Source organism: Amycolatopsis plumensis, assembly GCF_042652605.1.
Classification (GTDB): domain Bacteria; phylum Actinomycetota; class Actinomycetes; order Mycobacteriales; family Pseudonocardiaceae; genus Amycolatopsis; species Amycolatopsis plumensis.
Window position 1 is genome coordinate 4,108,796 of the sequence record NZ_JBHSJY010000001.1, and the last position, 24,864, is coordinate 4,133,659.

28 protein-coding genes are annotated in these 24,864 nt (G+C 71.4%); 17 read left to right on the forward strand and 11 right to left on the reverse strand.

What is annotated here, in order from left to right:
* The first annotated feature begins 4 nt into the window (after positions 1–4).
* Entirely contained in the window at positions 5–1,186 is a 1,182-nt protein-coding gene (locus ACFPLC_RS19960) for an ABC transporter ATP-binding protein (RefSeq protein WP_378195240.1), read from the forward strand.
* Positions 1,187–1,248: 62 nt separating this feature from the next.
* Here ACFPLC_RS19960 and ACFPLC_RS19965 read toward each other — a convergent pair whose 3' ends face one another.
* On the reverse strand, positions 1,249–2,094 hold the full coding sequence (locus ACFPLC_RS19965) for a hypothetical protein (protein WP_378195476.1): 846 nt from the start codon (positions 2,092–2,094) through the stop codon (positions 1,249–1,251).
* A 287-nt stretch (positions 2,095–2,381) separates the two neighbouring features.
* Here ACFPLC_RS19965 and ACFPLC_RS19970 point away from each other — a divergent pair, with 287 nt between their 5' ends.
* The 3 genes from ACFPLC_RS19970 to ACFPLC_RS19980 all read left to right on the forward strand — a co-directional run bounded on the left by ACFPLC_RS19970 (position 2,382) and on the right by ACFPLC_RS19980 (position 3,269).
* The gene (locus ACFPLC_RS19970) at positions 2,382–2,576 is read left to right on the forward strand and encodes a PspC domain-containing protein (protein ID WP_191314116.1); all 195 of its coding nucleotides are present in this window, start codon (positions 2,382–2,384) and stop codon (positions 2,574–2,576) included.
* A 182-nt stretch (positions 2,577–2,758) separates the two neighbouring features.
* Positions 2,759–2,908 carry a hypothetical protein gene (locus tag ACFPLC_RS19975; RefSeq protein WP_378195243.1) on the forward strand — a complete coding sequence of 50 codons (150 nt, stop codon included), beginning with the start codon at positions 2,759–2,761 and terminating at the stop codon, positions 2,906–2,908.
* An 85-nt stretch (positions 2,909–2,993) separates the two neighbouring features.
* Entirely contained in the window at positions 2,994–3,269 is a 276-nt protein-coding gene (locus ACFPLC_RS19980; protein ID WP_378195246.1) for a hypothetical protein, read from the forward strand.
* A 61-nt stretch (positions 3,270–3,330) separates the two neighbouring features.
* Here the strand turns inward: ACFPLC_RS19980 and ACFPLC_RS19985 are convergent, their stop codons facing one another.
* A complete protein-coding gene (locus ACFPLC_RS19985) occupies positions 3,331–3,996 on the reverse strand; it encodes a TetR/AcrR family transcriptional regulator (RefSeq protein WP_378195249.1) in 666 nt (221 codons plus the stop codon).
* A gap of 119 nt (positions 3,997–4,115) precedes the next feature.
* Between ACFPLC_RS19985 and ACFPLC_RS19990 the strand changes: the two genes are divergently transcribed.
* Positions 4,116–5,615: an MFS transporter gene (locus tag ACFPLC_RS19990; protein ID WP_378195252.1), complete on the forward strand. Its 1,500-nt coding sequence runs from the start codon at positions 4,116–4,118 to the stop codon at positions 5,613–5,615.
* Positions 5,616–5,646: 31 nt separating this feature from the next.
* On the opposite strand, the gene ACFPLC_RS19995 is transcribed toward ACFPLC_RS19990, so the two are convergent.
* From ACFPLC_RS19995 to ACFPLC_RS20005, 3 genes are read right to left on the reverse strand one after another with little or no spacing between them, the layout of a single operon-like run.
* On the reverse strand, positions 5,647–6,306 hold the full coding sequence (locus ACFPLC_RS19995) for a response regulator (protein ID WP_378195255.1): 660 nt from the start codon (positions 6,304–6,306) through the stop codon (positions 5,647–5,649).
* A complete protein-coding gene (locus ACFPLC_RS20000; protein ID WP_378195258.1) occupies positions 6,303–7,439 on the reverse strand; it encodes a sensor histidine kinase in 1,137 nt (378 codons plus the stop codon). The genes ACFPLC_RS19995 and ACFPLC_RS20000 overlap by 4 nt, the downstream gene beginning before the upstream one ends.
* Complete coding sequence (locus tag ACFPLC_RS20005; protein ID WP_378195261.1) at positions 7,436–8,269, reverse strand: CPBP family glutamic-type intramembrane protease; 834 nt, start codon at positions 8,267–8,269, stop codon at positions 7,436–7,438. The genes ACFPLC_RS20000 and ACFPLC_RS20005 overlap by 4 nt, the downstream gene beginning before the upstream one ends.
* 157 nt (positions 8,270–8,426) lie before the next feature.
* Here ACFPLC_RS20005 and ACFPLC_RS20010 point away from each other — a divergent pair, with 157 nt between their 5' ends.
* A complete protein-coding gene (locus ACFPLC_RS20010) occupies positions 8,427–8,915 on the forward strand; it encodes a SigE family RNA polymerase sigma factor (protein ID WP_378195264.1) in 489 nt (162 codons plus the stop codon).
* Positions 8,915–9,625, forward strand: a complete 711-nt coding sequence (locus tag ACFPLC_RS20015; RefSeq protein WP_378195267.1) for a hypothetical protein — start codon at positions 8,915–8,917, stop codon at positions 9,623–9,625. The genes ACFPLC_RS20010 and ACFPLC_RS20015 overlap by 1 nt, the downstream gene beginning before the upstream one ends.
* Here ACFPLC_RS20015 and ACFPLC_RS20020 read toward each other — a convergent pair.
* The gene (locus ACFPLC_RS20020) at positions 9,622–10,668 is read right to left on the reverse strand and encodes a zinc-binding dehydrogenase (protein WP_378195269.1); all 1,047 of its coding nucleotides are present in this window, start codon (positions 10,666–10,668) and stop codon (positions 9,622–9,624) included. The genes ACFPLC_RS20015 and ACFPLC_RS20020 overlap by 4 nt on opposite strands.
* Before the next feature lie 68 nt (positions 10,669–10,736).
* Here ACFPLC_RS20020 and ACFPLC_RS20025 point away from each other — a divergent pair, with 68 nt between their 5' ends.
* Positions 10,737–11,498, forward strand: a complete 762-nt coding sequence (locus ACFPLC_RS20025; RefSeq protein WP_378195272.1) for a helix-turn-helix transcriptional regulator — start codon at positions 10,737–10,739, stop codon at positions 11,496–11,498.
* Here the strand turns inward: ACFPLC_RS20025 and ACFPLC_RS20030 are convergent.
* From ACFPLC_RS20030 to corA, 3 genes are all read right to left on the reverse strand, one after another.
* The gene (locus ACFPLC_RS20030) at positions 11,484–12,323 is read right to left on the reverse strand and encodes a chromosome partitioning protein ParB (protein ID WP_378195275.1); all 840 of its coding nucleotides are present in this window, start codon (positions 12,321–12,323) and stop codon (positions 11,484–11,486) included. The genes ACFPLC_RS20025 and ACFPLC_RS20030 overlap by 15 nt on opposite strands.
* Complete coding sequence (locus ACFPLC_RS20035) at positions 12,323–12,970, reverse strand: metallophosphoesterase family protein (protein WP_378195278.1); 648 nt, start codon at positions 12,968–12,970, stop codon at positions 12,323–12,325. The genes ACFPLC_RS20030 and ACFPLC_RS20035 overlap by 1 nt, the downstream gene beginning before the upstream one ends.
* Positions 12,971–13,152: 182 nt before the next feature.
* On the reverse strand, positions 13,153–14,235 hold the full coding sequence (gene corA / locus ACFPLC_RS20040; protein WP_378195281.1) for a magnesium/cobalt transporter CorA: 1,083 nt from the start codon (positions 14,233–14,235) through the stop codon (positions 13,153–13,155).
* 320 nt (positions 14,236–14,555) lie between these two features.
* Here corA and ACFPLC_RS20045 point away from each other — a divergent pair, with 320 nt between their 5' ends.
* Both ACFPLC_RS20045 and ACFPLC_RS20050 read left to right on the forward strand, forming a co-directional pair.
* Positions 14,556–15,059, forward strand: a complete 504-nt coding sequence (locus ACFPLC_RS20045) for a MaoC family dehydratase (RefSeq protein WP_378195284.1) — start codon at positions 14,556–14,558, stop codon at positions 15,057–15,059.
* Positions 15,060–15,066: 7 nt separating this feature from the next.
* Positions 15,067–16,161 (forward strand): DUF2332 domain-containing protein, encoded by a 1,095-nt coding sequence (locus ACFPLC_RS20050; RefSeq protein ID WP_378195287.1) that lies wholly within the window; start codon positions 15,067–15,069, stop codon positions 16,159–16,161.
* Here the strand turns inward: ACFPLC_RS20050 and ACFPLC_RS20055 are convergent, their stop codons facing one another.
* A complete protein-coding gene (locus ACFPLC_RS20055) occupies positions 16,162–16,575 on the reverse strand; it encodes an NUDIX hydrolase (protein WP_378195290.1) in 414 nt (137 codons plus the stop codon).
* Positions 16,576–16,761: 186 nt separating this feature from the next.
* Between ACFPLC_RS20055 and ACFPLC_RS20060 the strand changes: the two genes are divergently transcribed.
* The 7 genes from ACFPLC_RS20060 to ACFPLC_RS20090 all read left to right on the forward strand — a co-directional run bounded on the left by ACFPLC_RS20060 (position 16,762) and on the right by ACFPLC_RS20090 (position 23,094).
* Entirely contained in the window at positions 16,762–16,926 is a 165-nt protein-coding gene (locus tag ACFPLC_RS20060) for a hypothetical protein (protein WP_167379843.1), read from the forward strand.
* Between the two features lie 21 nt (positions 16,927–16,947).
* A complete protein-coding gene (locus ACFPLC_RS20065) occupies positions 16,948–17,508 on the forward strand; it encodes a PH domain-containing protein (protein ID WP_003095467.1) in 561 nt (186 codons plus the stop codon).
* Positions 17,509–17,561: 53 nt separating this feature from the next.
* Entirely contained in the window at positions 17,562–18,425 is an 864-nt protein-coding gene (locus ACFPLC_RS20070) for a PHP domain-containing protein (protein ID WP_373309118.1), read from the forward strand.
* 1 nt (position 18,426) lies between these two features.
* Entirely contained in the window at positions 18,427–19,047 is a 621-nt protein-coding gene (locus ACFPLC_RS20075) for a MarC family protein (RefSeq protein ID WP_191314099.1), read from the forward strand.
* Positions 19,048–19,172: 125 nt separating this feature from the next.
* Positions 19,173–21,635: an alpha-L-rhamnosidase-related protein gene (locus ACFPLC_RS20080; protein WP_378195294.1), complete on the forward strand. Its 2,463-nt coding sequence runs from the start codon at positions 19,173–19,175 to the stop codon at positions 21,633–21,635.
* Positions 21,636–21,717: 82 nt separating this feature from the next.
* Positions 21,718–22,569 carry a RecB family exonuclease gene (locus ACFPLC_RS20085; protein ID WP_191314161.1) on the forward strand — a complete coding sequence of 284 codons (852 nt, stop codon included), beginning with the start codon at positions 21,718–21,720 and terminating at the stop codon, positions 22,567–22,569.
* Between the two features lie 12 nt (positions 22,570–22,581).
* Positions 22,582–23,094: a hypothetical protein gene (locus ACFPLC_RS20090; RefSeq protein ID WP_378195296.1), complete on the forward strand. Its 513-nt coding sequence runs from the start codon at positions 22,582–22,584 to the stop codon at positions 23,092–23,094.
* Positions 23,095–23,515: 421 nt separating this feature from the next.
* On the opposite strand, the gene ACFPLC_RS20095 is transcribed toward ACFPLC_RS20090, so the two are convergent.
* Positions 23,516–24,859 carry an Rv3212 family protein gene (locus tag ACFPLC_RS20095; RefSeq protein ID WP_378195299.1) on the reverse strand — a complete coding sequence of 448 codons (1,344 nt, stop codon included), beginning with the start codon at positions 24,857–24,859 and terminating at the stop codon, positions 23,516–23,518.
* Positions 24,860–24,864 lie beyond the last annotated feature (5 nt).

Here is a 24,864-nt window from a genome sequence, read left to right on the forward strand (position 1 = left end):
CGCTATGGCAGAGATCGTGCTCGACAAGGTGTCGAAGAAGTACCCCGACGGCGCTCTCGCCGTGTCCGAAGTGGACATCACCATCGCCGACGGCGAGTTCATCATCCTGGTCGGCCCGTCCGGCTGCGGGAAGTCGACGACGCTGAACATGGTGGCCGGCCTGGAGGACATCTCCTCCGGCGAGCTGCGCATCGACGGCCAGCGCGTCAACGAGAAGGCCCCGAAGGACCGGGACATCGCCATGGTGTTCCAGTCCTACGCGCTCTACCCGCACATGAGCGTCCGGGAGAACATGGCCTTCCCGCTGCGGCTGGCCAAGGTCGACGACAAGACGGTGCGGGCGAAGGTCGAAGAGGCGGCCAAGATCCTCGACCTGACCGCGCACCTGGACCGCAAGCCGGCCAACCTCTCCGGTGGCCAGCGCCAGCGCGTCGCGATGGGCCGGGCGATCGTCCGCAGCCCCAAGGCGTTCCTGATGGACGAGCCGCTGTCCAACCTGGACGCCAAGCTGCGCGGCCAGATGCGCACGTCGGTGTCGAAGATCCAGAAGCAGCTCGGCACGACCACGCTGTACGTGACGCACGACCAGACCGAGGCCATGACCCTGGGCGACCGGGTCGTGGTGCTACGGGCCGGATACGTGCAGCAGATCGGCTCGCCGCAGTTCCTCTACGACAACCCGGCGAACCTGTTCGTGGCCGGGTTCATCGGCTCGCCGTCGATGAACTTCGTCCCGGCGACGTTGGAGAACAACGAGCTGCGCAGTGCCCTGGGCACGACGCCGCTGACCGACCGCGTCCGGCAGCTGGTGGAGCGGGCGAACGCGCCCCGCGACGTGCTGGTCGGCATCCGGCCGGAGCACTTCGAGGACGCGGCGCTGGTCGAGGCCGGGCAGAAGACGGGCGGCGGCACGTTCACCGCGCACATCGACGTGCTCGAGTCGATGGGCTCGGAGAAGTTCGCCCACTTCACGCTGGAAGGCGAGACGGCGACGTCCGAGGAGCTGGCGGAACTGGCCGCGGACAGCGGTTCGTCCGACGTCCCGGGCGCGGAGTCCCAGATCGTGGCCCGGTTGTCGGCGGAGTCGTCGGCGAAGGAGAACGCGGACCTCGAAGTCTGGTACGACGCGGACAAGATCAAGGTGTTCGACCCGTCGAACGGCAAGAACCTCACCTACGAGGACTGACTCTGCCGCCGCCCTCGTGAGTGGGAAACAGGGTTAGAACACTGTTTCCCACTCACGAGGCGTCAGGGGAGGCGGGGGAGGATCGCGTTGGCCGCGCTGCGGGCGAGGGCGCAGGTGGCGTCGCCCGCGGTGCCGGCCGTCTCGACCACGCTGATCTCGGCCAGTTCGCGGCGGCCCGGCAGGCCCGGGGCCGGCTGGGTCGTGTCGACCAGGCAGAACGCACCCGAGAGCCGGACGCGGGCGTCGCGGCCGCCGAGCTTTTCGGACGGCCCGTCCGGCTCCGCCGTCTCCACCGTCAGCTTGAAGCTCACCTTGCCGCGGATGCAGCTGTGCCCGGACAGGCCGATCGTCGGCTGGCTGTTCGGGCCCGCGGCGGCGTCGAGGTCGTGGTTGTCGAGCGGGACGCACGGCGCCACCCGGCCCCACGAGCCCTCCGGGAAGGTCAGCCGCCCGACCCGGTGCGCGGTGATGGCCGCCAGCGCCGAGCCGACCGCGGCGTCCGCGACGTCGCAGCGGGCCGCCTGGTCGCCGGTGTCGTCGGTGACCGAAAGGTCCAGCCGGGTGCCGTCGGCGAAGGTGACGGCGCGGGTGCACGCGCTGCGGTCGTTGAACATCGACTGCTGGATCGCGACGCCCTCGGGTACCGGCCCGGCGTAGTCGTAGGGCTTGATGTTCGGGTCGGAGTCGAAGGCCAGCGGCCCGACGACGATCGTGCGCCGGCCGGCCGTGGCGTGGCAATCCTCGAACGTCGGGACGGCTTCCGCGCCGGGCACCTTCAGCAGGCTGCAGTAGTCGATGCTGCCGAAGTCGCCGAGCGCGTCGGCGGCGGTCAGCGGCGTGGGCCCGGAATCCGGCTCGGGCGCGGCCTGGGTGGTGGTGCAGCCACCGGTGAGGAGGGCGCAGAGCATCGCGACGGCCAAGCTTTTCGGACGCGGGTACACGGGGTGCAAGTATCACCACATCGCGCGGAAAAACCAGCCCTGACGGGGACATCTCTCAATCTTTTCCACGGTCGCCGGGACAAACGGGCAGCTCACGGGAGTTTCGCGGGCAGCGGCGGGGATTCCGCCGCCGTTATGAAGCTTTTTCGGTTTTGCCGTCCCCTAAGGGAGCGATCCACCCCGCGAGCGATGCGGAAGTGGGTACTCCGGTGGTGAAGTGGTGGTATCGGAACTTCGAGGAAAGGGAAACGACGATGAGCGCACCGGTCACTCAGAGGCTGTCTCGTCCGCGCCACGGCCGCATGATCGGCGGCGTCTGCGCGGGCCTGGCCCGGCGCTACGGCATGAAGCCCGGCACTGTGCGGCTCCTGGCCGTGCTGTCCTGCCTGCTGCCCGGGCCGCAATTCGTGGCCTACCTGATCATGTGGGCGGTCATCCCGTCCGAGTAAGCCGTTGGTGGGCAAGTGAAAGCTCGTTAGGGTGCGCTGGTGGTGCAGTGGGGGGAAGAGCGGAAGTCCTGGGACGCCGCGCTCCGCGAGCTGGTCGAAGGGGAACCGCTCATGGGGTTCCTCAAGCTGGCCGGCGCACTGCGGATGGAACCGGGGAGTGGCTCCCGGAGGCCTCCGACGCGGTGCCCGAAGCGCTGCGGTATGTCGAAGACCAGCGCGCCCCGGAGCGCGACCGGGTGGTCTACGTCATCGAGCTGGTGGCGGGCGCTGCCCGGGCGGCGACGGTGGACGAACGCTGGCCGGCCGTCTGGGGGACGCTGCCCGGCGGCTGATCGCCCTGCTGGACGACCCCGCCGACGCGGTCCGCGTCGGGCTCGTGGTCGCGATCGGCGAGCTGGGTGGTGAAAGCGTGCTGCCGTGGCTGGCCGAGCGCACGGAGGAAGCCTCGCGCTCGTTCCGGTGTTCGGCCGGTTGCTGGAGACGTCCGAGCGGGGCTTGGCCGCGGTCCGGCTCGCGGACCTCGCACCGGCTTCGGCCGGGTACGCCGATCGGCTGTTCGCGTTGATCGAAGACACGGCCCCGGCGGAGAAACGGCCCTTCATCGGCTCGGGTCGGCTCTCGAATCCGCCGGGTGAGGTGCCCTCCGCGTGGTCGGCGTCGCGGACGAGCCGGTGCCGGCCGCGCTCGCCGTAGGGACCTGCCGCGGGCTGCCCGCCAGGCCGCCGGGACCGCGTTCGCCGTTCTCCGGCCTGAGTCAGGGGCGCCAGCAGGACATTGCTTCGTCCACCTCGTCCACCTCCAGCGGCGGGCGGGGCAGCTTCGACGGCTTGCCGGGCTGGGCGCGCAGGCCGTCCAGCAGCATCGCCAGGCAGCGGCGCCACAGGTCCGGCTCCACCGCGGACGTGAACTCGATCACCGAGCCGATCATCATGTGCAGGAGCGGGGTGTCCGTCGGGGAGAAGTCGGCACGCAGGCCGCCCGCCCGCTGGGCGCGTTCGACGAGCTGTGTGATCAACGGCACCAAGCGCGCTTTTCCCTCGGCCACGTGCTCGTGGCCGAACTGGTTCGACAGCATGATCTCGCGCAGCCCGCGGTCGCCCGAGTGGAGCTCGATCGACTTCCAGGTGAAGTCGACGAACGCCTGCCAGGCGTCCTCGGCCTTCAGCGCCTCCTCGGCGAGGTCGCCGATCTCGTCCATCCGCTCGGCGAACATGGCCTCGACCAGGTGTTCCTTGCTGGGGAAGCGGCGGTAGACCGTGCCGACGCCGAGGCCGGCGTGGTGGGCGATGTCGTCCAGCGTGGCTTCGAGCCCGCGCCGGCCGAACACTTCGCGGGCCGACGCGAGGATGCGACGGCGGTTGAGTTCAGCGTCACGCCGCAGCGGCCGCGCCGGTGCGGCGGGACCAGCGTCCCGTGCCATGCCCTCCAGTCTAGCTCGTGAAGTAGAGGCGGCATCTCCAGTTCTTGTGTACCTTGGGTCGCGTAAGGGGAGGTACCTACTCCACATAGTCTTGTGATCACGATCTGTGAGGGACATCCATGTCCGAATCCACACTCGCCGTCGCGCCGTCGGGGGACACGCGCGCCGTCGAAAACCCCCACCACGCCAGACGCTGGCTGATCCTGGTGATGATCGGCATCGCGCAGCTGATGGTCGTGCTGGACGCGACCGTCGTGAACATCGCGCTGCCGTCCGCCCAGGTCGACCTGGGCTTTTCCAACGACGCCCGGCAGTGGGTCGTCACGGCCTACGCGCTCGCGTTCGGCAGCCTGCTGCTGCTCGGCGGGCGGCTCGCGGACCTCTTCGGCCGCAAGAACGCCCTCCTCGTCGGCCTGGCCGGCTTCGCCGCGGTGTCCGCGCTCGGGGGCGCGGCGACCAACATCGAGATGCTGCTGGTCGCCCGGGCGGCACAGGGCGTGTTCGGCGCGCTGCTCGCCCCCGCTACGCTTTCGCTGCTGACCACGACGTTCACCGACCCGAAGGAGCGCGGCCGCGCGTTCGGTGTGTTCGGTGCCATCGGCGGTGGCGGCGCGGCGGTCGGGCTGCTGCTCGGCGGCGTGCTCACCGAATACCTCGACTGGCGCTGGTGCATGTTCGTCAACATCGTCTTCGCCGTCATCGCGTTCGCCGGCAGCTCGGTGCTGCTGCGCAACCAGAAGGACGCCGGCCCGCGGCCGAAGCTCGACCTGCCGGGCACGGTGACCGCGTCGGCCGGGCTGTTCGCGCTGGTCTACGGCTTCGCGAACGCCGAGTCGGACTCATGGTCGTCGGTGTCGGTCTGGGGCTTCCTGGCCGCCGGCGTGGTCCTGCTGGGCGTGTTCGTCTGGCTGCAGCAGCGCGTGGAGCACCCGCTGCTGCCGCTGCGCGTGCTGCTCGACCGGGATCGCGGCGGCTCGTACCTGGCGATGTTCCTGCTCGCCATCGGGATGTTCGCGATCTTCCTGTTCCTGACGTTCTACGTGCAGCAGAACCTGCAGTTCACGCCGATCCAGAGCGGTGTCGGGTTCCTGCCGATGGTGGCGACGCTGATGCTGTCGGCCACCACGGCGACGGCCGTGCTGCTGCCGCGGTTCGGCCCGCGGCCGCTGGTGCCGACCGGCATGGCGATCGCGGCCGCGGGCCTGTTCTGGCTGAGCGGCATCGGTCTCGAGAGCACGTACGTCTCCGGTGTCCTCGGCCCGCTGCTGGTGATGGGCTTCGGCATCGGGCTGGCGATGGCGCCGGCGATGAGCGTCGCGACCTTCGGCGTCGAGGCGCACGACGCGGGCGTCGCCTCGGCGGCGGTGAACACGATGCAGCAGGTCGGCGGTTCGATCGGCACGGCGCTGCTGTCGACGCTGGCCGGCAACGCGGCCGCGGACTACATCGCGGGCAAGGCCCCGACGCCGCAGCTGGCGGCCGAGGCGGCCATCGAGAGCTACACGACGGCGTTCACCTGGGCCGCGGTGATCTACGTGGCGGGTGCGGTACTCAGCGGCCTGCTGCTGCGCCCGGGCGTCCCGAAGGGTGAAGCGGCGCCGGGCGCCGTGCACCTGTAGCGATTTCCGGTGACGTGACCGGGCTTCCCGGTCACGTCACCAGGCCGTGCCGGTAGGCGTAGACGACCGCCTGGACGCGGTCGCGCAGGTCCAGCTTGGTCAGGATGCGCGACACGAACGTCTTCACCGTTTCCTGGCTGATGAACAGCCGTTCCGCGATCTCGCTGTTCGACAGGCCGTCCGCGAGCAGGCGCAGCACTTCCAGTTCACGCGGGGTCAGCGGGACCTCCGGCGCGGCGTCCGCGGCCGGCCGGATCCGGGCGCCGTACCGGCCGACCAGCCGGCGCGTGACGTCCGGGTCCAGCAGGGCCGCGCCCGTGGCCACCGTGCGGATCCCGTGCAGCAGCCGGTCCGGCGGCGCGTCCTTGAGCAGGAACCCGCTCGCGCCCGCGCGCAGGGCCTCGTAGACGTACTCGTCGAGGTTGAACGTCGTCAGCACGAGCACCTTGACCGGGTGTGGCACCCCGGCCCCGGCCAGCAGGCGGGTGGCCTCGATGCCGTCGAGCACCGGCATGCGGACGTCCATCACGACGACGTCCGGGTGCAGCCGGGCGGCGAGATCGACCGCGGCCCGCCCGTCGCCGCACTCGCCCACCACCTCGAACCCGGGCTGGGCGCCGATGATCGTCACCAGGCCGGTGCGGATCAGCATCTGGTCGTCGCAGACCAGGACCCGGATCGGCGCGGTCACGACGGGTTTCCCGTGGGAATCCGGGCGCACACGGCGAAACCGGCGCCGTCGCGGCCAGCGCTGAAGTCGCCGCCCAGCACGCCGACGCGCTCCCGGAGCCCGGCGAGCCCGCGGCCGCTCCCGCCGGGGGACACGCTCCCGGAACCGGCCGTGCGCACCGCCACGGTGATTTCCCGGTCGCCGTGGCGCACCTCGACCGAGGTGCGGCTGCCGCGGGCGTGCTTGAGGGCGTTCGTCAGTCCTTCTTGGACGACCCGGTAGGCCACCAGGTCGGCGCTGCCGGCGGACTCCGCGGGCGGGCCCTCCTCGGTGAACTCCACCGGCTGCCCGGCCTGACGGGCCTGCTCCACCAGGGCGAGGAGGCCGCCGTCGGCCGGTGCCTCGGCTTCGTGCCCGGGGTTGAGCAGGTCGAGCAGGTGCCGCAGGTCGGTGATGGCCCGCCGGCCGGTGTCGGTGATCGCCGTCAGGGTCCGGTCCAGCCGGTCGGGAGCGGCCGTCAGGTACCGGCCGGCCTCGGCCTGCACGACCATCGCCGTGACGTGGTGGGTGACGACGTCGTGGAGCTCGCGGGCGATGGTGGCGCGCTCGGCGGCCCGGGTGTCCTCGGCGACGCGGCGGCGGTGCGCGGCCTCCGCGGCGCGGGTGGTCCGCAGCCAGGCCCCGATGCCCCAGGCGAACACCAGCAGCAGGAAGAACGTCACGAACTCCGACGGCGGTTCCGAACCGAAGTGGGCGAGGGCGATCGCCAACCCCACGTACGCCACGGAGAACAGGCCGGCGGTGAGGCCCCGGCGCCGTTCCAGGTGGGCTCCGGCGCTGACCAGCGCGAAACCGAGTGCGGTGCCCGCGACCGAGTGGTAGCCGCGGAGCTGGTCGACGGCGAAGCCGAGCGCCACCAGCGTCAGGCACACCGCCGGCCACCGCCGCCGCACGGCGAGCGGGAGGCTTTCGACGGCGACCACCACGACGGCCAGCGCGTCGAACGGCCGTTCCGGCACGCCGCCGACCTGCGTCCCGTGGCTCTGCAGCACCGGCACGAACGCGCTCGCCAGGAACAGCAGCCCGAGCGGGAGGTCACGGACCACGACGTCGAGCCGGCGCCACCACGCCACGGCCGGCCGGTGATCGATCACCGGGAAAGTGTAGTGACGTCGCCGGTCCGCTCGGCGCGGCGGCGCGGCACCAGGCGGCCGCGGCGGTGGGCCAGCCACAGGAACGCGCTGGTCGCCAGGACGCAGAACAGCACGGAGTAGAGCGAGCCCTCCGGGCCGAAGTCGCCACCGGTGATGAGCGACGGCCCCGACGTCACGGCGTCGAGCAGGCCCTGGGGCGTGCCGTTGCCGGAGACCTCCGTGCTGAAGATCCCGGCGGCGGCGAAGTTCCAGCCGAAGTGCACGCCGATCGGCAGCCACAGCTTGCGAGTCGCGATGTACGCGCCGGTCAGCAGGCCGCCGGCCTCGATGGCGATGGCGAGCGCGCCCCACAGGGTCGCGTGCTCGTTGAACAGGTGCGTGAGGCCGAAGAGCACGCCGGTGGCGACCAGGGCGATCCAGGTGCCGGTCCACTTTTCGACGAACCGGAACAGGACGCCGCGGAAGAGCAGCTCTTCCGTCACCGCGGCGGCGGCCATGAACCCGACGAGCCCGAGCGCGCCGGGCAGCGTGCCCCAGCCTCGCACCTCGTAGTCCCCGAGGAGGGCGATGTTGGCGATGACGGCCGCGAAGAGCGTGAGCCCGATCAGTGCACCCCGGCCGACCGTGAGCCCGGCGCCCGGTCCGCCCAGCTCGGTGACCGGGCGGTGTTCGGTCTTGCCCACCACCCACCGGTAGGCCACCACGGCCAGCACGGCGGTGAGCGCGCCGAACACCAGCGTGAGCCACGGATTCCCGTCCACCGCGGACACCGCCAGCTGCCCGACGAACGCGACTGCGGCCACCGCCAGCAGCTGCCAGACGACCTTCATGACGACCCCTTCGTTCCCTCCGCGGCCCGTTCCCGCGGCTCTTCGGCGAACGTTAGGGATCCGGCGCGCGGGAATCGTCACCGTCGGGTGGACACCTGCGCGTAGCTCGCACGGGGGACGCTTGAACCTCCCGGAGGCCTCGCGCACTAATAGGGGTGTGTCGAGAGACGTCGATTTCAGCGAGTACTTCGCCGCGCGGGTCCAGCGCTTCCGCCGGGTGGCGTTCGCGCTCAGCGGGGACTGGCACGCGGCGGAAGACCTGGTCCAGGCCATGTTCGTGCAGCTGTACCGGCGCTGGCGCCGGGTCCGGCCGGGCACGGCCGACGCGTACGCGCGCCGCATCCTGCTGAACCTGTTCCTGGCCGGCCGCCGGGTCTCCGGGCGCGAGTACGTGACGTCGTCGGTGCCGGAGCGCGAGTCGCCACCGGGCCGGGACACGTCCCTGCGCCTCGACGTCGAGCGCGCGCTGGCCGGGTTGACGCCCCGGCAGCGGGCGATGGTGGTGTTGCGGTTCCTCGAAGATCTCCCGGTGCGCGAGGTGGCGGCGCTGCTGGGCGTCGCGGAAGGAACGGTCAAGTCCCAGACGGCCCGCGGGGTCGAGGCGTTGCGCACGGCTCTGCCGGCGCCGGCGACGGAGGAGTCGTGATGGAGGACGTCCGGTCGGCCTTGACGGCCTACGTGACGGAAGGCGAGCCCCCGCTCGGCCTGTGCGGCGAGGCGGTGCTGACGGCGGCTCGCCGGTCCCGCCGTCAGCACCTGCTCACGGGGGCGGTGGCGGTGTGCGTGGTCGTGCTGGCGCTCGGGCTGGCGGTGGTGGTGCTGCCGAGCCGGACTCTCGTGGCGGGGCCGACCTGTCCGCCCGGGTCGACCCGCGAGGCTTTGGCGGAGCGCTTGAGCTGTGTGCTGGAACACGCGCTGCGCCCGCTGCTGTCACCGGACGCGCGGCTTTCGCCGGGCTCGTTCGCCGTGGTCGCGGACCCGGTGGGCACCGCGCCCCGGGAAGCGGATTTCCGCACGGACATCCGGGTGACGGACGCGCGGGGGACGGGTTCGGTGTCGGTGGTGCTGTACCCGACACCGAACTCGGCGACGCCGTCCTGCGTTGAGGGCGAGTGGATCTCGTGCTCGGTGGAGCGGCTGCCGGAGGGAGTCCTGCAGCTGACGACGGACCAGTCGACCGGGGCGCTCGTCCACCGGGCGGCGTTGTCGGCGCCCTGGGGGTACGTGGCGGTCTCCTCGAGCGACAGCGGGGAGCCGGAGCGGAAAGACCTGCAGACGCCGTCGCAGCGGCCGGAGCCGGTGCTGACGCTGGAGCAGGTCCGGAAAGTCGTGTTGACACCGGGGCTGGCCTTCTAGGGAACGAGGGCGACGAAGCCGAGGCCGGTCGTGCGCTCGGCCAGGCCGAGCGCGGCCGCCGGGTCGTCCAGGCCGGCGGTCACCAGCTCGACGGCCGAAAGGTCCAGCGCCCCGGACCGGACCAGCTGCCAGACCGTCGTCACCGTCCGCTCGTCGCTCATCCAGGAGCCGCGCAGGGTGAGGCGGCGGTGCATCAGGTCGCCGTACGGGATCGCCAGGTCGTGGCGCACGCCGCCGACGAGCACCAGGGTGCCGCGCACCCGCAGGCTGTCGTAGGCGGCCATGGTCGCGGCCGCCGACGGCGTGGCGCCGAGCGTGTCGAGAGCCACGTCGACCGGACCGATCGCCGTCGCGTCCGTCGCGCGGTCGCCGGTCAGCCGGTGGGTGCGCACGCGCGGGCCGAGCGCGGCCAGCCGGGCGAGTGCCTCCTCGTTGCGGCCCACGGCCGTCACGGTCGCCGCGCCTTCCGCCAGGGCTGTCAGCACCGCCGCGCCGCCCAGCTGGCCGGTCGCGCCGATGACGGCGATGTCGCGGCCGGCCACCGGGCCCGCCGCGTGCAGGCCGGTGGCGGCGATGCAGAGCCACGGCAGGAACGCCAGGCGGGCCGGGTCCGGGTAGGTTTCCGCGCCCGGCAGCTTGACCAGGGTTTCCTTGGCGCACAAGGCTTTCTCCGCGAAGACGCCGTCACGCCACACCGCGCGCATGCGGTCGGTGCGCGCGCTGCCGGCGCCGGAGCCGCCGAGGCCGACCCAGCCCACCAGGACCTCGTCGCCGCCGCCCGCGTCGAGCAGCGCGGTGTCCAGCACGATGTCGCCCGGCTCGACGTGGAAGACGTCCGGCGCGACGGCGAGCACGCGGCCGACGCAGGACGGTCCCAGGACCAGGGGAACCGGCAGGCCACCGCGGTTTCCCCGCACCACGGCGTTCGTGTACGCCGGGACGTGCGCGGCGAGCACCTCCACCAGCACGCCACCGCCCTTGAGCGTCGGCTCCGGCACATCGGAGAGGCGTACGTCTTGTTCGGTCGCGATCCAAGCTTGCATGGGTCCAGCCTCGCTCGGCGCTAAGCTGGTATCCAGAATCGCGTTGTTCTGGTACTGGAGGTTCCAGGGTGGGCACCGAACTGGGCGCGTTCCTGCGCAGCCGCCGGGAGAGGCTGGCCCCGGAAGACGCGGGCCTGCCCGCCACCGGGCGCCGTCGCACCCCCGGGCTGCGCCGCGAAGAACTCGCCCTGCTGGCCGGCATCAGCGCCACCTGGCTCACCTACCTCGAACAGGGCCGCGACGTGCGCCCCTCCGGCCAGGTGCTCGACGCCCTGGCCCGGGCCCTGCGGCTCTCCGGCGCCGAGCAGGAGCACCTGCACCGCCTGGCCGGCGGCGGGGCGGCCCCCGGCGAGAGCGTGGACGAAGAAGCCGCGCCCGAGGTCGCGGGCGTTCCGGCGTTGCTGGGCGAAAACCCCGCGTACGTCACCGGCATCTGCTACGACGTTCTCGCGTCCAACGCCGCCGCCGAGGAGCTGTTCCGGGGCATCGGGCGCGGGGGCAACGTCGTGCGCTGGCTCTTCACCGAAGCGGCCGCGCGCGAGGTGCTGGTCGACTGGGAGCAGGAAGCGCGCGGCGTGCTGGCCCGGCTGCGGGCGATCGCCGGACGGCACCCGGGCCACCCGCGCGTCACCCGGCTCGTGGCCGAGCTGACCGAAGCCAGCCCCGAGGTGCGCGAGTGGTGGCCGCACTACGACATCCAGTTCAGCCACGCCGGCCACAAGCGCCTCCGGCACCCCCGGCTGGGCCTGATCACCGTGCCGCACGCCGCGTTCCACGTCGCCGAGCGGCCCGAGCAGACGCTGGTGGTCTACCACCTAGTGACGCCGTGACCGCAGTGCCTCGATGACGTCGTCGTCCCAGCGGTGGGTGCGGATCAGCCGGTACCGCTCCGCCGCCACCCACATGTACGCCTCGGCGTCCGTCCGGTCGCCGATCAGCCCCGCCTGCCGGAGCATCCCCACCACCGGCACGAACTCCTCCTCGAACCAGCGCTGCGCCACGCTCGCCCGGTCGCAGAACTTCCCTTCGTCCTGCATCAACCGGAAGCCCCACGCCTCCACGTGCTCGCCCAGCCGCGCGTAGTCCCACGGGTCCGACACGATCACCGACGCCCGCGCGTGGCCGGTCAGCGGGACGCGCTCCAGGAACAGCCTGCGGTAGTCCTTGACGATCAGGTCGCCGCGGTGGCGGATGCCGCCCGGGTCCAGCTTGGTGCGCACGACCGTCACCGCTGCCTCTATTGTGGACAGTCCTTGCGCGATCGCCACCGAAACCCGGTGGTGGCCGTCGATGATGAAGTGCAGCTCGCCGACGCGGTAGACCTCGATCGGCGGGATCTCCTCGCCGCGGCGGGCGGCCAGGGCCAGGCGTTCCCAGCGCTCGCGGACGCGGGCCGACGTCGGGCGGAAGCGGCGGTCGAAGTCGCGGCTGCGGTCGACCGTGCCGACGATCGACTCCAGCTTGATCACCCGCAGCCCGATCCGGTGCTCGCCGAGGTAGCCCAGCGCCTCCACCACCTCGTGGAACGGCAGCATGATGTTGACGTCGTCGGGCTCGCGGCGCAGCCACGTGGAAAGCCGCGAGAGCACCTGGCCGCGGCGCGCGCGGAGAAAGTCGTTCTCCGCGTCGGCGCGGGGGAATCCCGTCTCTTTCATCAGAACTCCATGATCCGGTGGCCCACCACGTTGCGGATCCGCGTCGAGCCGACGACCCGGTCCGGCACCGGCTCGCCGTGGGGGTGGATGTGCCCGTGCAGCAGCCACTTCGGGCGCAGCACCTCGATCGTGCGGTGCAGGCAGGCGAACCCGCGGTGCGGCGGATCCGCGCGGTCGCCCAGGTCCAGCGGCGGCGAATGCGTCAGCAGGACGTCGACGCCGCGCCCGTCGCGCCACCGCCGGAAGCGGGCGCGCCGGACCAGCCCGCGGGCCCGCCGCGCCTGCTGGCGCTGCGTCCACTGGTTCGGGCCGTCGTTGTAGCGAATCGAGCCGCCGAGCCCGGCGAACCGCAGGCCGGCGACGTCGACGAGCCGTCCGTCGGCGTTGATGCCGCCCGCCGGGCCGGGCCAGACCGTGGGGAAACCGTCCTTCATGGACAGCCCGCCGTAGCGCGTGTAGCCGCTCAGGTCCGGGTCGTGGTTGCCGGGCACGAACACGCACGGCACGTCGAGCGCGCTCGCCAGGAACGCCAGGTAGTCGTAGGGCAGGTCGCCGGCGCCGATGACCAGGTCGACGGAGTGGCTGCGGACCGCGTCGGTCCACAACCGCTCGTCGACCTCGTCGGAGACGACCAGCGCTTTCGGCATGCGCCCAGGGTACGACCCGCGGGCGTCATTTCATCCCGTGCGCGAACCCGGGGTCGGCGACGATGACGAAAGTGATGATGACGATCCAGAGCACGCTGAGCGCGAGCGCCCAGAACTTGAGGTTGGACAGCATCCTGGACATGACAGTTCTCCGAAGGAATCCGGTGGGGAAAGAAGGGGACCTAGAGCCAGCCGTTCTTCCGGAATATTCGGTACAGCAACAGGCAGATTGCCAGGATCACGGTGATGACCAGCGGGTACCCGAACTTCCAGTGCAGTTCGGGCAGGTAGTCGAAGTTCATCCCGTAGATGCCCGCGATCATCGTCGGCACGGTGATGATCGCCGCCCACGACGTGATCTTGCGCATATCGGTGTTCTGCTGCAGGGAAATCTTGGCGACGGTCGCGTCGACCAGGGTGGACAGCAGTTCGTCGAACGCCGCCACGCGTTCGGACACGGTCGTGAGGTGGTCGGCGACGTCGCGGAAGTACGAGCGGACGTCGTCCGGCACCAGCCGCGTGTAGCCCTCGGCCAGGCGCTGGATCGGCGTGGCCAGCGGCATCACCGCGCGGCGCAGCTCGAGGACTTCCCGCTTCATCAGGTAGATCTGCTCGGCGCTGACCTGCGAGCGGGGCGCGAAGACCTGCGCCTCCATCACGTCGATGTCGTTCTCGATCCGGCCCGTGACGTCGAGGTAGTGGTCGACGACGTGGTCGGCGATCGCGTGCACGACCGCGGACGGGCCCAGCTGCAGCCGCTCCGGGTCCTCGTCGAGCTCGCGGCGCAGCCGCGCCAGCCCCGAGTGGTTCCCGTGGCGCACGGTGATCACGAAGTCCCGGCCGAGGAACACCATCAGCTCGCCGGTCTCGACGATCTCGTTCGCCGTGGTGGGGGACTCGTGTTCGACGTACCGGACGGTCTTGACCACAAGGAAGAGCGTGTCGTCGTAGCGCTCCAGCTTCGGCCGCTGGTGCGCTTCGAGCGCGTCCTCGACCGCCAGCTCGTGCAGCCCGAACGTGTCCGCGACGCCCTGGATCTGCTGGGCGTCCGGCTCGTGCAGCCCGATCCAGACGAAGCCTTCGTGCCGCTTCCGGACCTCCTTGATCGCCTCGGAGTGGGTCCAGCGGCCGGGCAGGCGTTCACCGCCGACGTAGACCGCGCAGTCGACGACGTACGCGGACAGCGGCACCGGGATCGGGCGCACCGGAACGGTGCCCTTGTTGCCGCGGCCGCGGAGGCCGCCGAGCGAGGGAATGGCAGGCATGGGATCTCCTGGTGTCGTGCGTGGTCGTGCGAGACGACGGACCAGGGGCGGAAGATTCGTCCGCCCGGCGACACACCAGCGTTCCCGGGGTGAGAAGGCCTACCAGGAGATGAGCCGGAAGGCCGGTGAGGTGGGAACGCTGGGACTACTAGGGAGCGGACTATCGCCACTACTCATCGAGTTCCTCACCTCCTTCGGGCCGACGGCAACAGTGGTGGGGCTCGCGTTGACGCGCGAACACCGATGGTTGAGGGTACTCCTCACTACGGATGCGTGTCGTACCAGGCTCACGCGGTGTTACGCGGGACGGGAGAAGACGAGTGCAGTTCGGCCGGTACTACGAGGAGTTCGAGGTCGGTGCGGTCTACAAGCACTGGCCGGGCAAAACGGTCACCGAATACGACGACCACCTGTTCTGCCTGATCACCATGAACCACCACCCGCTGCACATGGACGCGCACTACGCCGAAGAAACCACCGATTTCGGCAAGAACGTCGTGGTCGGGAACTACATCTACTCGCTGCTGCTGGGGATGTCGGTGCCCGACGTCTCCGGCAAGGCCATCGCGAACCTCGAGGTCGAGTCGCTGAAGCACGTCAAGCCGACCTTCCACGGCGACACGATCTACGGCGAGACCGAGGTGCTCGACAAGACGCCGTCGAAGTCCAAGGACGACCGCGGCGTCGTGTACGTCGAGACGCGCGGCTACAAGCAGGACGGCCTGATCGTGTGCACCTTCCGGCGGAAGGTGATGGTGCCGAAGCGCTCGTACGGGGAAACTCGGGGCGGCGAGCAGCCGGGCCGTCCGGTGCCGCACGAATGAGGCGCTGATGGACCTGGACGCGATCAAGGGGATACTCCGCACGTTCGCGGAAGTCGAGGCCCGCGGGGTCTCGCCGCTGTACGAGCACCTGGCGCTGCAGGCGGCCGAGGACGACGACGTTGCCGGGCTGCTGGCGTCGGCCCGCGACGGCGAGGTGCGCGGGACGCTGCTGATGGCGGTCGCGCACCGGCTCGTGCAGGCCGACCCGATCCACCCGCTCTCGCGGTACTACCCGTCGCTCGGCGGCTTCGACGGCGTCGACTCCGACACGTGGCCGCTGTTCCGGTCGTTCCTGCTGGAGCGGGCGCCGAAGGCGCGTGAGCTGATCGCCTCGCGGTACACGCAGACGAACGAGGTCCGCCGGGCCGCGTTGCTGTATCCCGGCGTGGCGCGGGCGGCGCGCGAAGCGGGCGGGAAGGTTTCGCTGCTGGAGGTCGGCTGCAGCGCGGGCCTGCTGCTGGGCCTGGACCGGTTCGGCTACCGCTACCAGTGCGACGGCGGTGACCAGCTGACGGCGGGGCCGGCCAAGGCGGCCGTCGGGCTGCACTGCGCGCTGGACCTGGCGCCGGGGGCGGTGGTGCCGAAGCTGCCGAAGAAGCTCGCGCTGCTCGACCGGGCGGGTCTCGACCGGGCCCCGGTGGACCTGTCGGACGAGGACGAGCTGGCCTGGCTGGAGGCGTGCGTCTGGGCGGACCAGCCGGACCGCATCCGGCTGCTGCGGACGGCGGCGGCCGAGCAGGCCAAGCACCGGCCGCGGTTGATCACCGGGGACGGGGTCGACGGCCTGGCCGCGGCGGCGGCGTCCCTGGAGGGGCCGCTGGTGGTGCTGACGAGCCACGCGCTGGCGTACTTCCCGGCGGATCGGCGTGCGGCGTTCCTCGAAGCGCTGGCGGGGCTGGCGGCCTCGCGGCCGGTGTGGTGGGTCTCGGAGGAGTTCTACGGCGCCGGGCTGGAGCTGGTGCTGCCCGGCCGCGACGACCTTTCGGGCGCGGACGGGCTCGCGACGCTGGGCGTCGTGCGGTGGGAGGACGGGAAGGCCGAGGCGCACGCCTTGGCGCGGACCGCGCCGCACGGGCAGCGGATGACCTGGTTGCCGCTGTAATCAGGTCCGAGGCAGGGCGTTCCACTCACGCAGCGTCACGAAAAGGAGGTCCACCAGCGCTCCGGCCGCCTCGAGCTCGGCAAGGTCTGCCGCATCGGACCAACGCACGTCCGAGGCGTCGTCACCCGCCGTGAGAACGCCGCCCTGGACTTCGCAGGCGTAGTCGAAAATCTCGTACGGCCTCCGCCGCACCGAGCCGACCAGTGTGCCCGGAATCACGTCCAGCCCTGTCTCCTCGGACAGCTCCCGGATCACGGCCTCTTTGTCCGTTTCGCCCGGTTCGACTCGGCCACCCGGCAGCGACCATTGCCCCGAACCGGGGTCGTTGCGGCGTCGGATGAGCAGCAAACGGCCCTGTGGGTCGAACGCGATCCCGCCGACGCAGCGGATCGTGGTGCTGGTCAGGCCCTCCATGTCCCGAAGGGTAGACGTAACCGAAGTGAAAACGGCTGTCCTGTACACGGAGAGTAGCCATACGGTACACTTCGGACGGCGTGCTGACCCAAGCGCGGGACTTCCCTCCCCTGCGCCTGTTCGGTGCGGTACAACATAAAAGCTGCTGTTGTCCGGTGTCACCGTAAGAGACGGGATTTGATCGCGGTGAACGTGAAGAAGATTGCGGGCCTCGCCGGTATCGCGTTGGTGCTGTTCTTCGTCATTGCCCAGCCGGGCCAGGCCGCGGGCCTTGTCGGCAACATCGTCGACTTCCTGCGCAGCTCGGCCGAATCGGTGATCACCTTCGTCAGCAACGTGTTCAAGGGCTGATCGCCGGGTTACCCTCGGACCATGTTCGCGCCACGCGACCCCGACGAGTACCTCCTCGACACCGAGCGGCGGGTGATCCGGATCCGCCGTCACTGGGCGGTGCTGCTGTGGGACACCTTCGAGGCGGCCGCGCTGCTGGCCGTCTGCGTGCTGGTGTCCTACCTGCTGCCGCCGGCGCTGTACATCGGCCAGAACATCCTCTGGTACGTCGCGCTGCTCGTCGTCCTGCGGTTCGCCTACGTGGTGATGGAGTGGTGGGTCGAGCGCCTGGTGGTCACCGACAAGCGGTTCGTCATGACCACCGGGGTGTTCACCACCAAGGTGCTGATGATGCCGATCAGCAAGGTCACCGACCTCAGCTACGTCCGCACCGCCACCGGCCGCATGATGGGCTACGGCACGATGGTCGTCGAGTCCGCCGGTCAGATCCAGGCGCTCAACAAGATCGACTTCCTGCCGCGGCCCGAAGAGTTCTACGACACGATCTCGGAGCTGGTCTTCGGCGACAAGCAGAAGCAGGCCGAACGCTTCTCCATGATCAAGGCCCAGCGCGCCGCCCGGGGGAAGAAGCCGGTCGGCTGAGACTGGCGGTCCCGCCGCGCGTGTGACGCAGCGCATCGTCGACAATGGACACGATGCGCATCGACCTGCACGCCCACTCCACCGCTTCCGACGGCACCGACTCGCCGGCCGGGCTCGTCGCCGCGGCCGCGAAAGCCGGGCTCGACGTCGTCGCGATCACCGACCACGACACCACCGCGGGCTGGGCGCCCGCCTCCGAAGCGGTGTCACCCGGCCTCACGCTGGTCCCCGGGGCCGAGCTCTCCACGGTCTCCATCGACCCCGAGACGGGCCGCCAGATCAGCGTCCACCTGCTGGCCTACCTCTTCGACCCCACGTCGGAGCCCGTCGTCACCGAGCAGACCCGGCTGCGGCTCGAGCGCCGCACGCGGCTGCGGCGGATGGCCGAGCGGATGGCCGCCGACGGCCTCCCGATCGACATCGACGAGATCTTCGGCCTGCTGCCCGAGGACTCCCCGCCCGGGCGGCCGCACCTGGCCCAGGCGCTGGTCCGGGCCGGCCTGGTCGAGTCCGTCGACGAGGCCTTCGCCGACTACCTCAGCCCGCGCCGCGGCTACTACGTCGCCCGCCGGGACACGCCGGTCGAAGAGGCCATCGACATGATCGCCGCGGCCGGCGGCGTCACGGTCATCGCGCACCCGTTCGCCTTCAGCCGCGGCGCCACCATCAGCGAGGACACCCTCGCCGGGCTGGCCGCGCGCGGGCTCACCGGCGTCGAGGCCGACCACCCCAACCACGACGCGCCGACGCGGGCCCGCGTTCGCGAACTGGCCGCCGAGCTCGGGCTCGTCTTCACCGGATCCAGTGACTACCACGGCACGAACAAGACGATCGCGCTCGGCGAGTGCACCACCGACCCCGGGCAGTTCGAGGAACTCGCTTCGCGGGCGACGGGGTTCCAGGTCGTGAAGGGCTGACATGGCGCTCTTCGACGCGAAACTGTTCATGAGCGCGACGATCACCCTGATCGTCATCATGGACCCGCCCGGCACCGTGCCGGTGTTCCTCAGCCTCGTCGGCCGCAAGCCGATGGCGACCCGGGCGCGCGCCGCGCGGCAGGCCGTCCTGGTGTCACTGCTGGTCATCAGCCTGTTCGCGGTCGCGGGCCAGGCGATCCTCGCTTACCTCGGCATCGGCATCCCGGCGCTGCAGGGCGCGGGCGGGCTGCTGCTCCTGCTGATCGCACTGCAGCTGCTCACCAGCAACGGCCACGAGCCCGAGGCGGCGGCCGACGACGTCAACGTCGCCCTCGTGCCGCTCGGCACGCCGCTGCTGGCCGGGCCCGGCGCGATCGCCGCGACCATCGTGTTCGTCCGGCAGGCCGACGGGCACGTCGGCGCGTACATCGCACTGGCGCTCGCGATCGTCACCGTGCACCTCGTGATCTACCTCTGCATGCGCTACTCCGGCCTGGTCATCCGGCTGATCAAGGAAAGCGGCATCACGCTGCTGGCCAAGGTGGCCGGCCTGCTGCTCGCGGCCATCGCCGTGGAGCTCGTCGCGAACTCCGTGCGCGGGTTCATCTCCGGCGCCGGCTGACGCGGCCACCCGGGTTGTCCTGCCGGACAGGATGCCCCCGGAGCGTTGACATCGTTGGCAGCCCTCCCGCAGCCTGAAGCTCGGCTCACTGGTTGAAACGATTCAACTCCTTGCGGGAGGCCTCGATGAAGTGGCTCAGAGCAGTCCTGCCGGTGACGGTGCTGGTGGCGAGCGGTGTGGTGGCCGCGCCCGCCGACGCGGCACCGGGCTGGCAGAAGTACGTCGTCGCACCGGCGAGCCGGGACGTCCGGCCCGTGCGGGTGCTGTCCACCACCGGGGACGTCACAAACCCGAACGGCCTGCTCGGACGCGGGGTGGCGACGTTCAAGCGGCAGGCACCGCCGCCGAAGCCGGCGTGGCCCGCGGGCACCTCCGCGGCCGCGTCGTCGTTCCACGCGCCGAACAACGGCGGGAACGGGCAGCCCCGGACCTACGACCCCGGCAACGCCGTCGACGGCAACCCCGGGACGTTCTGGAACGACGACACGATCGGCGCCTACCCCGACGTCCTGACGATCACCGCGGGCGCGCCGGTCGCGCTGCCCGGCGTCACCGTCCTGTCCAATGTGGACGGCGTGCCGCAGGACTTCACGGTCGAGGTGCTCGACGCGGGTGCGTGGCGGGTGGCCGCGTCCGTGACCGGCAACACGGCCGTGCAGCGCGCGGTCGCCTTCGACCGGCCGGTGACGACCGCGCAGGTGCGGATCACCGTGACCAAGGACCAGAACACCCCGTCCGGCGAGTTCAGCCGGGTCGCCGAGGTGTGGCCGGGCGTGGTCGCCGATCCGCCGGTGCCGACCGCCGTCGTCGACTTCGGCAAGGTCGTCGCCGGGTACCCGAAGATCGCCTTCGCGGGCGCGTCGGCGAACCGGCCGGGCGTCCGGCTGGCGTTCTCGGAAACCCTGCAGTACCTGGGCGAACGCTCCGACTTCACCCGCTCGGACTTCTCCGGCGGGCCGGGCACCGACCAGTTCGCCGTGCCCGCGACGCCGACGGTGTGGCGCGACACCAAGGGCTGCGCTGCGGGGACGCAGGTGTGCGCGGACGGCCTGCACGGCTTCCGCTACCTGCGGATCAGCCTGGACGCGCTGGCCTCCGACGCGCCGTTGGCCCAGCCGTCCGGTGAGGTGCGCATCAGCGGCGTCTCGCTCGACTTCACGCCGTTCCTCGGCACGCCGTCGACCTACCGCGGCTGGTTCGAGTCGTCCGACGACGAGCTGAATCGCTACTGGTACGCGGCGTCCTACACGAACGAGCTGGGCATGGACACCTTCCGCGAGTCCGATGTGGACCCGCGGGGTGCCTTCTCGCCGTCGCTGGACGGGAAGCTGGTGCTGCACGACGGCGCGAAGCGCGACCGGGCCCCGTACGTCGGCGACGTCGCCGTCTCGGGCCTGACGCAGTACCTCACGCACCAGGACGGCACGGCGGCTCGGAACGTTCTCGCCGACCTGGCCGACCACCAGCGCGCGGACGGCTGGATCCCGCCCGCGTCGATCAACGACTACACGCTGCCGCTGTTCGACTATCCGCTCTGGTGGGTGACCTCGAGCTGGGACTACGTGCTCTACACGGGCGACACCGCGTACGCGACTTCGTACTACACGCACCTCGTGAAGACGCTCGACAGCTGGTACCCGTCGGTCACCGATTCGCGCGGGTTGCTCGCGAAGGGGCTCAACGGCACCGGTGGCTACGGCGACTACGCATTCCTGCCGCGTACGGGCGAAGTGACGTACTACAACGCCTTGTACGTCCGGGCGCTTCAGGGCGCGGCCGGTCTCGCGCGCGCGACGGGGCATCCGGCCGACGCGGAGCGGTGGCTCTCGCGTGCTTCGGCCGTCTCGGCGGCGGTGAATCAGTATCTGTGGGACCCGGCGGCCGGGGCGTACCTCGACTCGGCGACGGGCGCGGTGCGGCACGGCCAGGACGGCAACAGCCACGCCATTCTCGCCGGAATCGCTTCGCCCGCGCAGGCCACTTCGGCGCTGGCGCGGCTTGCGGCGGGCGCGCTGCCGTACGGGAACCCGTTCATGGACAACGACACTTTGGTGGGCGACGGCACGAAGCGCGTGTACGCGTTCACGTCGTTTCCCGAGTTGCAGGCGCGGTTCCGGAGCGGGCAGACGGCGTCCGCGATCGACCAGATCAAGCGGATGTACGGCTGGATGGCCGCGCACGACCCGGGCATCACGGCGTGGGAGGGCATCGGCGAGGGCGGCTCGCACTACGAGCAGGGGTACACCTCGGCCGCGCACGGCTGGTCGACCGGGGTCGTGCCGGCGCTGACGAACGAGCTGTTGGGCGTCTCGCCTGCTTCGCCGGGCTTCGCGACCTGGACGGTTGCGCCGCACCCGGGTTCGGTTTCGTGGGCGCGCGGGGCCGTGCCGACGCCAAAGGGCGAGTTGTCGGCTTCGTGGTCTCAGCAGGGTTCGGTGTTCTCGCTGACGGTTTCGGCGCCGCGGGGGACGTCGGGGTCGCTGGTGGTGCCTTCGGGTCGGCTGGTGTTGCTGGACGGGCGTCCGCTGCGCCCGGCGGGTGCGTTGACGGTTTCCGGTGGTACGCACACGGTCCTGGTCGTGCGTTAGCCGGGCTTTCCGCGCGGGGCGGGTTCGCCCCGCGCGGAAAGTGTCGGTGGTGGTGCGTAGCGTGGGCAACGTGAAGGAGCAGATGGGCTTCGACTTCGGCGTCGCGCAACCGGTGCGGCTCACGAAGGTCTCGCCGGCGCGGCTGGCGACCTTCGACGACTGCCCGCGCCGGTACCGCCTCGCGTACCTGCAGCGGCCGACCCCGCAGCGCACCGGGCCGTGGGCGCACAGCACGCTGGGCGCGGTGGTGCACAACGCGCTGCGGGCGCTGTTCGACCTGCCGGTGCTCAAGCGCGTGCCGCAGCGGGCGGTGGCGCTGGTGGCCGAGTTCTGGAAGGACGCGGGCTTCGAGAGCGAGGAGCAGGCGGCGCGGTACCGGGCGCGGGCCAAGGGGTGGGTGGCGGAGTACGTCGAGGACAACGACGTCTCGCACGACCCGGTCGGGCTGGAGCGCTGGGTGTCGGCGCCGGTCAGCGGCACGCCGGGGGAGCGGCCGTCGATGATCATCGAGGGCCGCGCGGACCGGATCGACGCTCGTGACGGATCGCTGGTGATCGTCGACTACAAGACGGGCCGCCGCCCGCCGGACGAGTACGAGGCCCGCGCGTCGCAAGCGCTTGCGCTGTACGCGGTGGCGGCGGCGCGGACGTTGCGCATGCCGTGCACGGCGGTCGAGCTGCACCACCTGCCGACGGGCACGATCGCGGCGGCCGACCACACGCCGGAGAGCCTGCAGCGGCACCTGCAGCGCGCCGAAGAGACCGCCGCGGACCTGCGCCTGGCCACGGATACCCTGGACGCGGGCGGCGACGGGGACGTGCTGTTCCCGCCCCGCCCGGACCGGCGCTGCGCTTGGTGCGACTTCCGGCCCAGCTGCGCGGCGGGCCAAGAAGCGGCCCCGCAGGCGCAGCCGTGGGACCTGCTCGCGCCCTGAACGGGAGGGAACTTGGCTTCACCGGACACCGACGAACTGGCGACCGTCCCGTTGCCGACCGGGAGCCCGGAGGGCGGAAAGGCCGCTTCCGGCACCGGCCCGGAGGGGGCGGCCCAGCCCCAGACCACTCCGGCTTCGGCTGTACCGGCGGCCGAGGAGCAGAATGGTCCGGCCCGGCCGGAGGCGCCGACGGCGGAGCCCGAGCGGGTCGAGCCCGCGGAGGCGTCCCCGGAAGCGGCCTCGGCTGCCCGGCCGGGCGGGCGCTGGTGGCGCGGACTCACCGGCTCGCTGGCCGCCGGTCTCACGGTCCTGGCGATCGGCGTGCTCGCGGTGGCGGGCATCTGCCTGTTCACGGGCGCACCCGGCCCCAGCGCGACCCTCCTGATCGGGCACCCGATCGCGGCCGCCCTGGCCCTGCTGGCCCAGCGAGTCGCCGACCGCCGCAACGGACCCCCGGCCGTAGGAGCAGGCCTAGCAGTGGTCCTGTTCACGGTGTCGGCACTAACCCTCTTCTGGCTCACCTGACCCAGCCCCGCCCCAATCACGCCAGTCCCGGCTTCGCGCACGTGATGCCCGCCCAAGCACGCGAGATGCCCGCCGGATCACGCGAGATGCCCCGCGGATCACGCGAGATGCCTCCTGAAGCACGCGAGATGCCCGGCAGATCTCGAAAGTCTCACTTTTTCGCCGCGTGATCGGGGCGGAACTCGGGCGATCCGAGCCGAAACTCGCGTGCCGGAGGCGAACTCCGTGATCCGCGCCGGAATTCGCGTGATCCGGGCCGGATCTCGCGTGATTGGAGGCGGAACTCGCGTGATTGGAGGCGGAACTCGCGTGATTGGAGGCGGAACTCGCGTGATCAGGCGGGTATCTCGCGTGACTGGAGGGGAATCTCGCGTGATTGGCGGGGCATCTTGCGTGACTGGAGGGGCATCACGGGGCCCGCTTACTTCAGGGCTGTGAGGGTGGGGCCGCGCTGCTCGAGGAGGACCGGACCGGCCGCGGCGAGGCGGACCGGGCCCGGGTAGCCGCGGCGCTCGACGCCCACCGTGCGGATCGTCGAGCCGTCGTTCTCGTTGAGCACCGCCAGGCCGCCCTTGATCGGGACCACCAGCTGCTGGGCGAACGTGGCTCCCGGGCCCAGCGCACTGCTCAGCGTCCAGCGCGGCGACAGGTCGTCGCGCGACAGGGCCACCACCTTCGACCCGCTGAACCAGTACATGTTCGCCGCCGTCTGGGTGGTCGCCTCGACGCCCGTCGGCGGGTCGGCCGCCAGGTCGCCCGGCGGGACGTCCAGGGGGTACGCCGCGCGCTGGGTGCCGTCGCCGTTGAACGTCACCAGGAGCTTCTGGTCCGGCAACACCACCGCCGTCAGGTCACCCGACATCGCGATCACGCGGGCTCGCTTGCCCGCGAGCACCGAACTGAAGCTGACCTGCGGCTCGTCGTCCTTCTCCGGGGCCGCCTTGTACACCGTCAGGCGGTCCGCCGGGTCGCCCGGGCAGCGCTCGATCACGCCGACCTTGCCCGACGCCGCCGCCACCGTTCCGTACGTGCAGCCCGTCCGGGGCTGCTTGCCCGCGTTGACCAGCGCCGGGACCTGGCCGTACTCGGCGCTCTGCACCAGGTCGTCGCGCCAGGTGGTGAGGAGCTGCTTGCCCGTCGCCGTGACGTGGGAGCCGTCGTCGATCAGCTGGGTGCCCAACTCCGCGTTGCCGTTGCGCTGGGCGGTGATGCGACCCGTCGCCGGATCGAGCTGGGTGACTTCGCTGCAGTTGCGGCTCTTGTGGTAGACGGCGTTCAGCCGCCCCCACACCGAGTCCAGGGTGCACAACGGCAGGTCACGCGTGTAGTGCCAGCGGATCTGACCGGTCAGCGGGTCGCGGGCGGCCACCTCGCCGCCGTCCGCGGTGGCCACCGAGTCGCCGGCCACGACCGGGATCGGCGTCGAGCCGCTGGCGGCGCTCCAGATCTCGGCGAGCGATCCCGGCACCTTGTCCGGGGCCGCCGGCAACGCCGGGGGCGGCCCCGCCTGGGTGTGATCGGTGGCCGCGCTGTCGCTCGTCGTGCCGATGACCAGCGCGACGGCGAGCACGACCACCGCGATCAGCGCGGCGATCACCCGGTCCCGCCCGCGGTTCCACGGCGAACGACGCGCTTTGACCCGCGGGGCGGGCGGAGGGGGAGCAACGTCGTCCAGGACGTCCTCCGAGCCGTACTCGGGGGCCGGTTCTGCCGCGGGCGTGACCTCTTCAGGCGCGCTTTCGGGCGCCTTCTCGTCTTCGCTCACTTACC

Coding starts and splice junctions, on each gene's coding strand:
- ACFPLC_RS20005 (WP_378195261.1), bottom strand. CDS start 8,269: ATGAAGGTCGTCTGGCAGCTGCTGGCGGTGGCCGCAGTCGCGTTCGTC.
- ACFPLC_RS19990 (WP_378195252.1), top strand. CDS start 4,116: ATGTCCGAATCCACACTCGCCGTCGCGCCGTCGGGGGACACGCGCGCC.
- ACFPLC_RS19970 (WP_191314116.1), top strand. CDS start 2,382: ATGAGCGCACCGGTCACTCAGAGGCTGTCTCGTCCGCGCCACGGCCGC.
- ACFPLC_RS19985 (WP_378195249.1), bottom strand. CDS start 3,996: ATGGCACGGGACGCTGGTCCCGCCGCACCGGCGCGGCCGCTGCGGCGT.
- ACFPLC_RS19960 (WP_378195240.1), top strand. CDS start 5: ATGGCAGAGATCGTGCTCGACAAGGTGTCGAAGAAGTACCCCGACGGC.
- ACFPLC_RS20075 (WP_191314099.1), top strand. CDS start 18,427: ATGGCGCTCTTCGACGCGAAACTGTTCATGAGCGCGACGATCACCCTG.
- ACFPLC_RS20050 (WP_378195287.1), top strand. CDS start 15,067: ATGGACCTGGACGCGATCAAGGGGATACTCCGCACGTTCGCGGAAGTC.
- ACFPLC_RS20015 (WP_378195267.1), top strand. CDS start 8,915: ATGGAGGACGTCCGGTCGGCCTTGACGGCCTACGTGACGGAAGGCGAG.
- ACFPLC_RS20080 (WP_378195294.1), top strand. CDS start 19,173: ATGAAGTGGCTCAGAGCAGTCCTGCCGGTGACGGTGCTGGTGGCGAGC.
- corA (WP_378195281.1), bottom strand. CDS start 14,235: ATGCCTGCCATTCCCTCGCTCGGCGGCCTCCGCGGCCGCGGCAACAAG.
- ACFPLC_RS19965 (WP_378195476.1), bottom strand. CDS start 2,094: ATGCTCTGCGCCCTCCTCACCGGTGGCTGCACCACCACCCAGGCCGCG.
- ACFPLC_RS20070 (WP_373309118.1), top strand. CDS start 17,562: ATGCGCATCGACCTGCACGCCCACTCCACCGCTTCCGACGGCACCGAC.
- ACFPLC_RS20085 (WP_191314161.1), top strand. CDS start 21,718: ATGGGCTTCGACTTCGGCGTCGCGCAACCGGTGCGGCTCACGAAGGTC.
- ACFPLC_RS20030 (WP_378195275.1), bottom strand. CDS start 12,323: ATGAAAGAGACGGGATTCCCCCGCGCCGACGCGGAGAACGACTTTCTC.
- ACFPLC_RS20065 (WP_003095467.1), top strand. CDS start 16,948: ATGTTCGCGCCACGCGACCCCGACGAGTACCTCCTCGACACCGAGCGG.
- ACFPLC_RS20020 (WP_378195269.1), bottom strand. CDS start 10,668: ATGCAAGCTTGGATCGCGACCGAACAAGACGTACGCCTCTCCGATGTG.
- ACFPLC_RS20055 (WP_378195290.1), bottom strand. CDS start 16,575: ATGGAGGGCCTGACCAGCACCACGATCCGCTGCGTCGGCGGGATCGCG.
- ACFPLC_RS20035 (WP_378195278.1), bottom strand. CDS start 12,970: ATGCCGAAAGCGCTGGTCGTCTCCGACGAGGTCGACGAGCGGTTGTGG.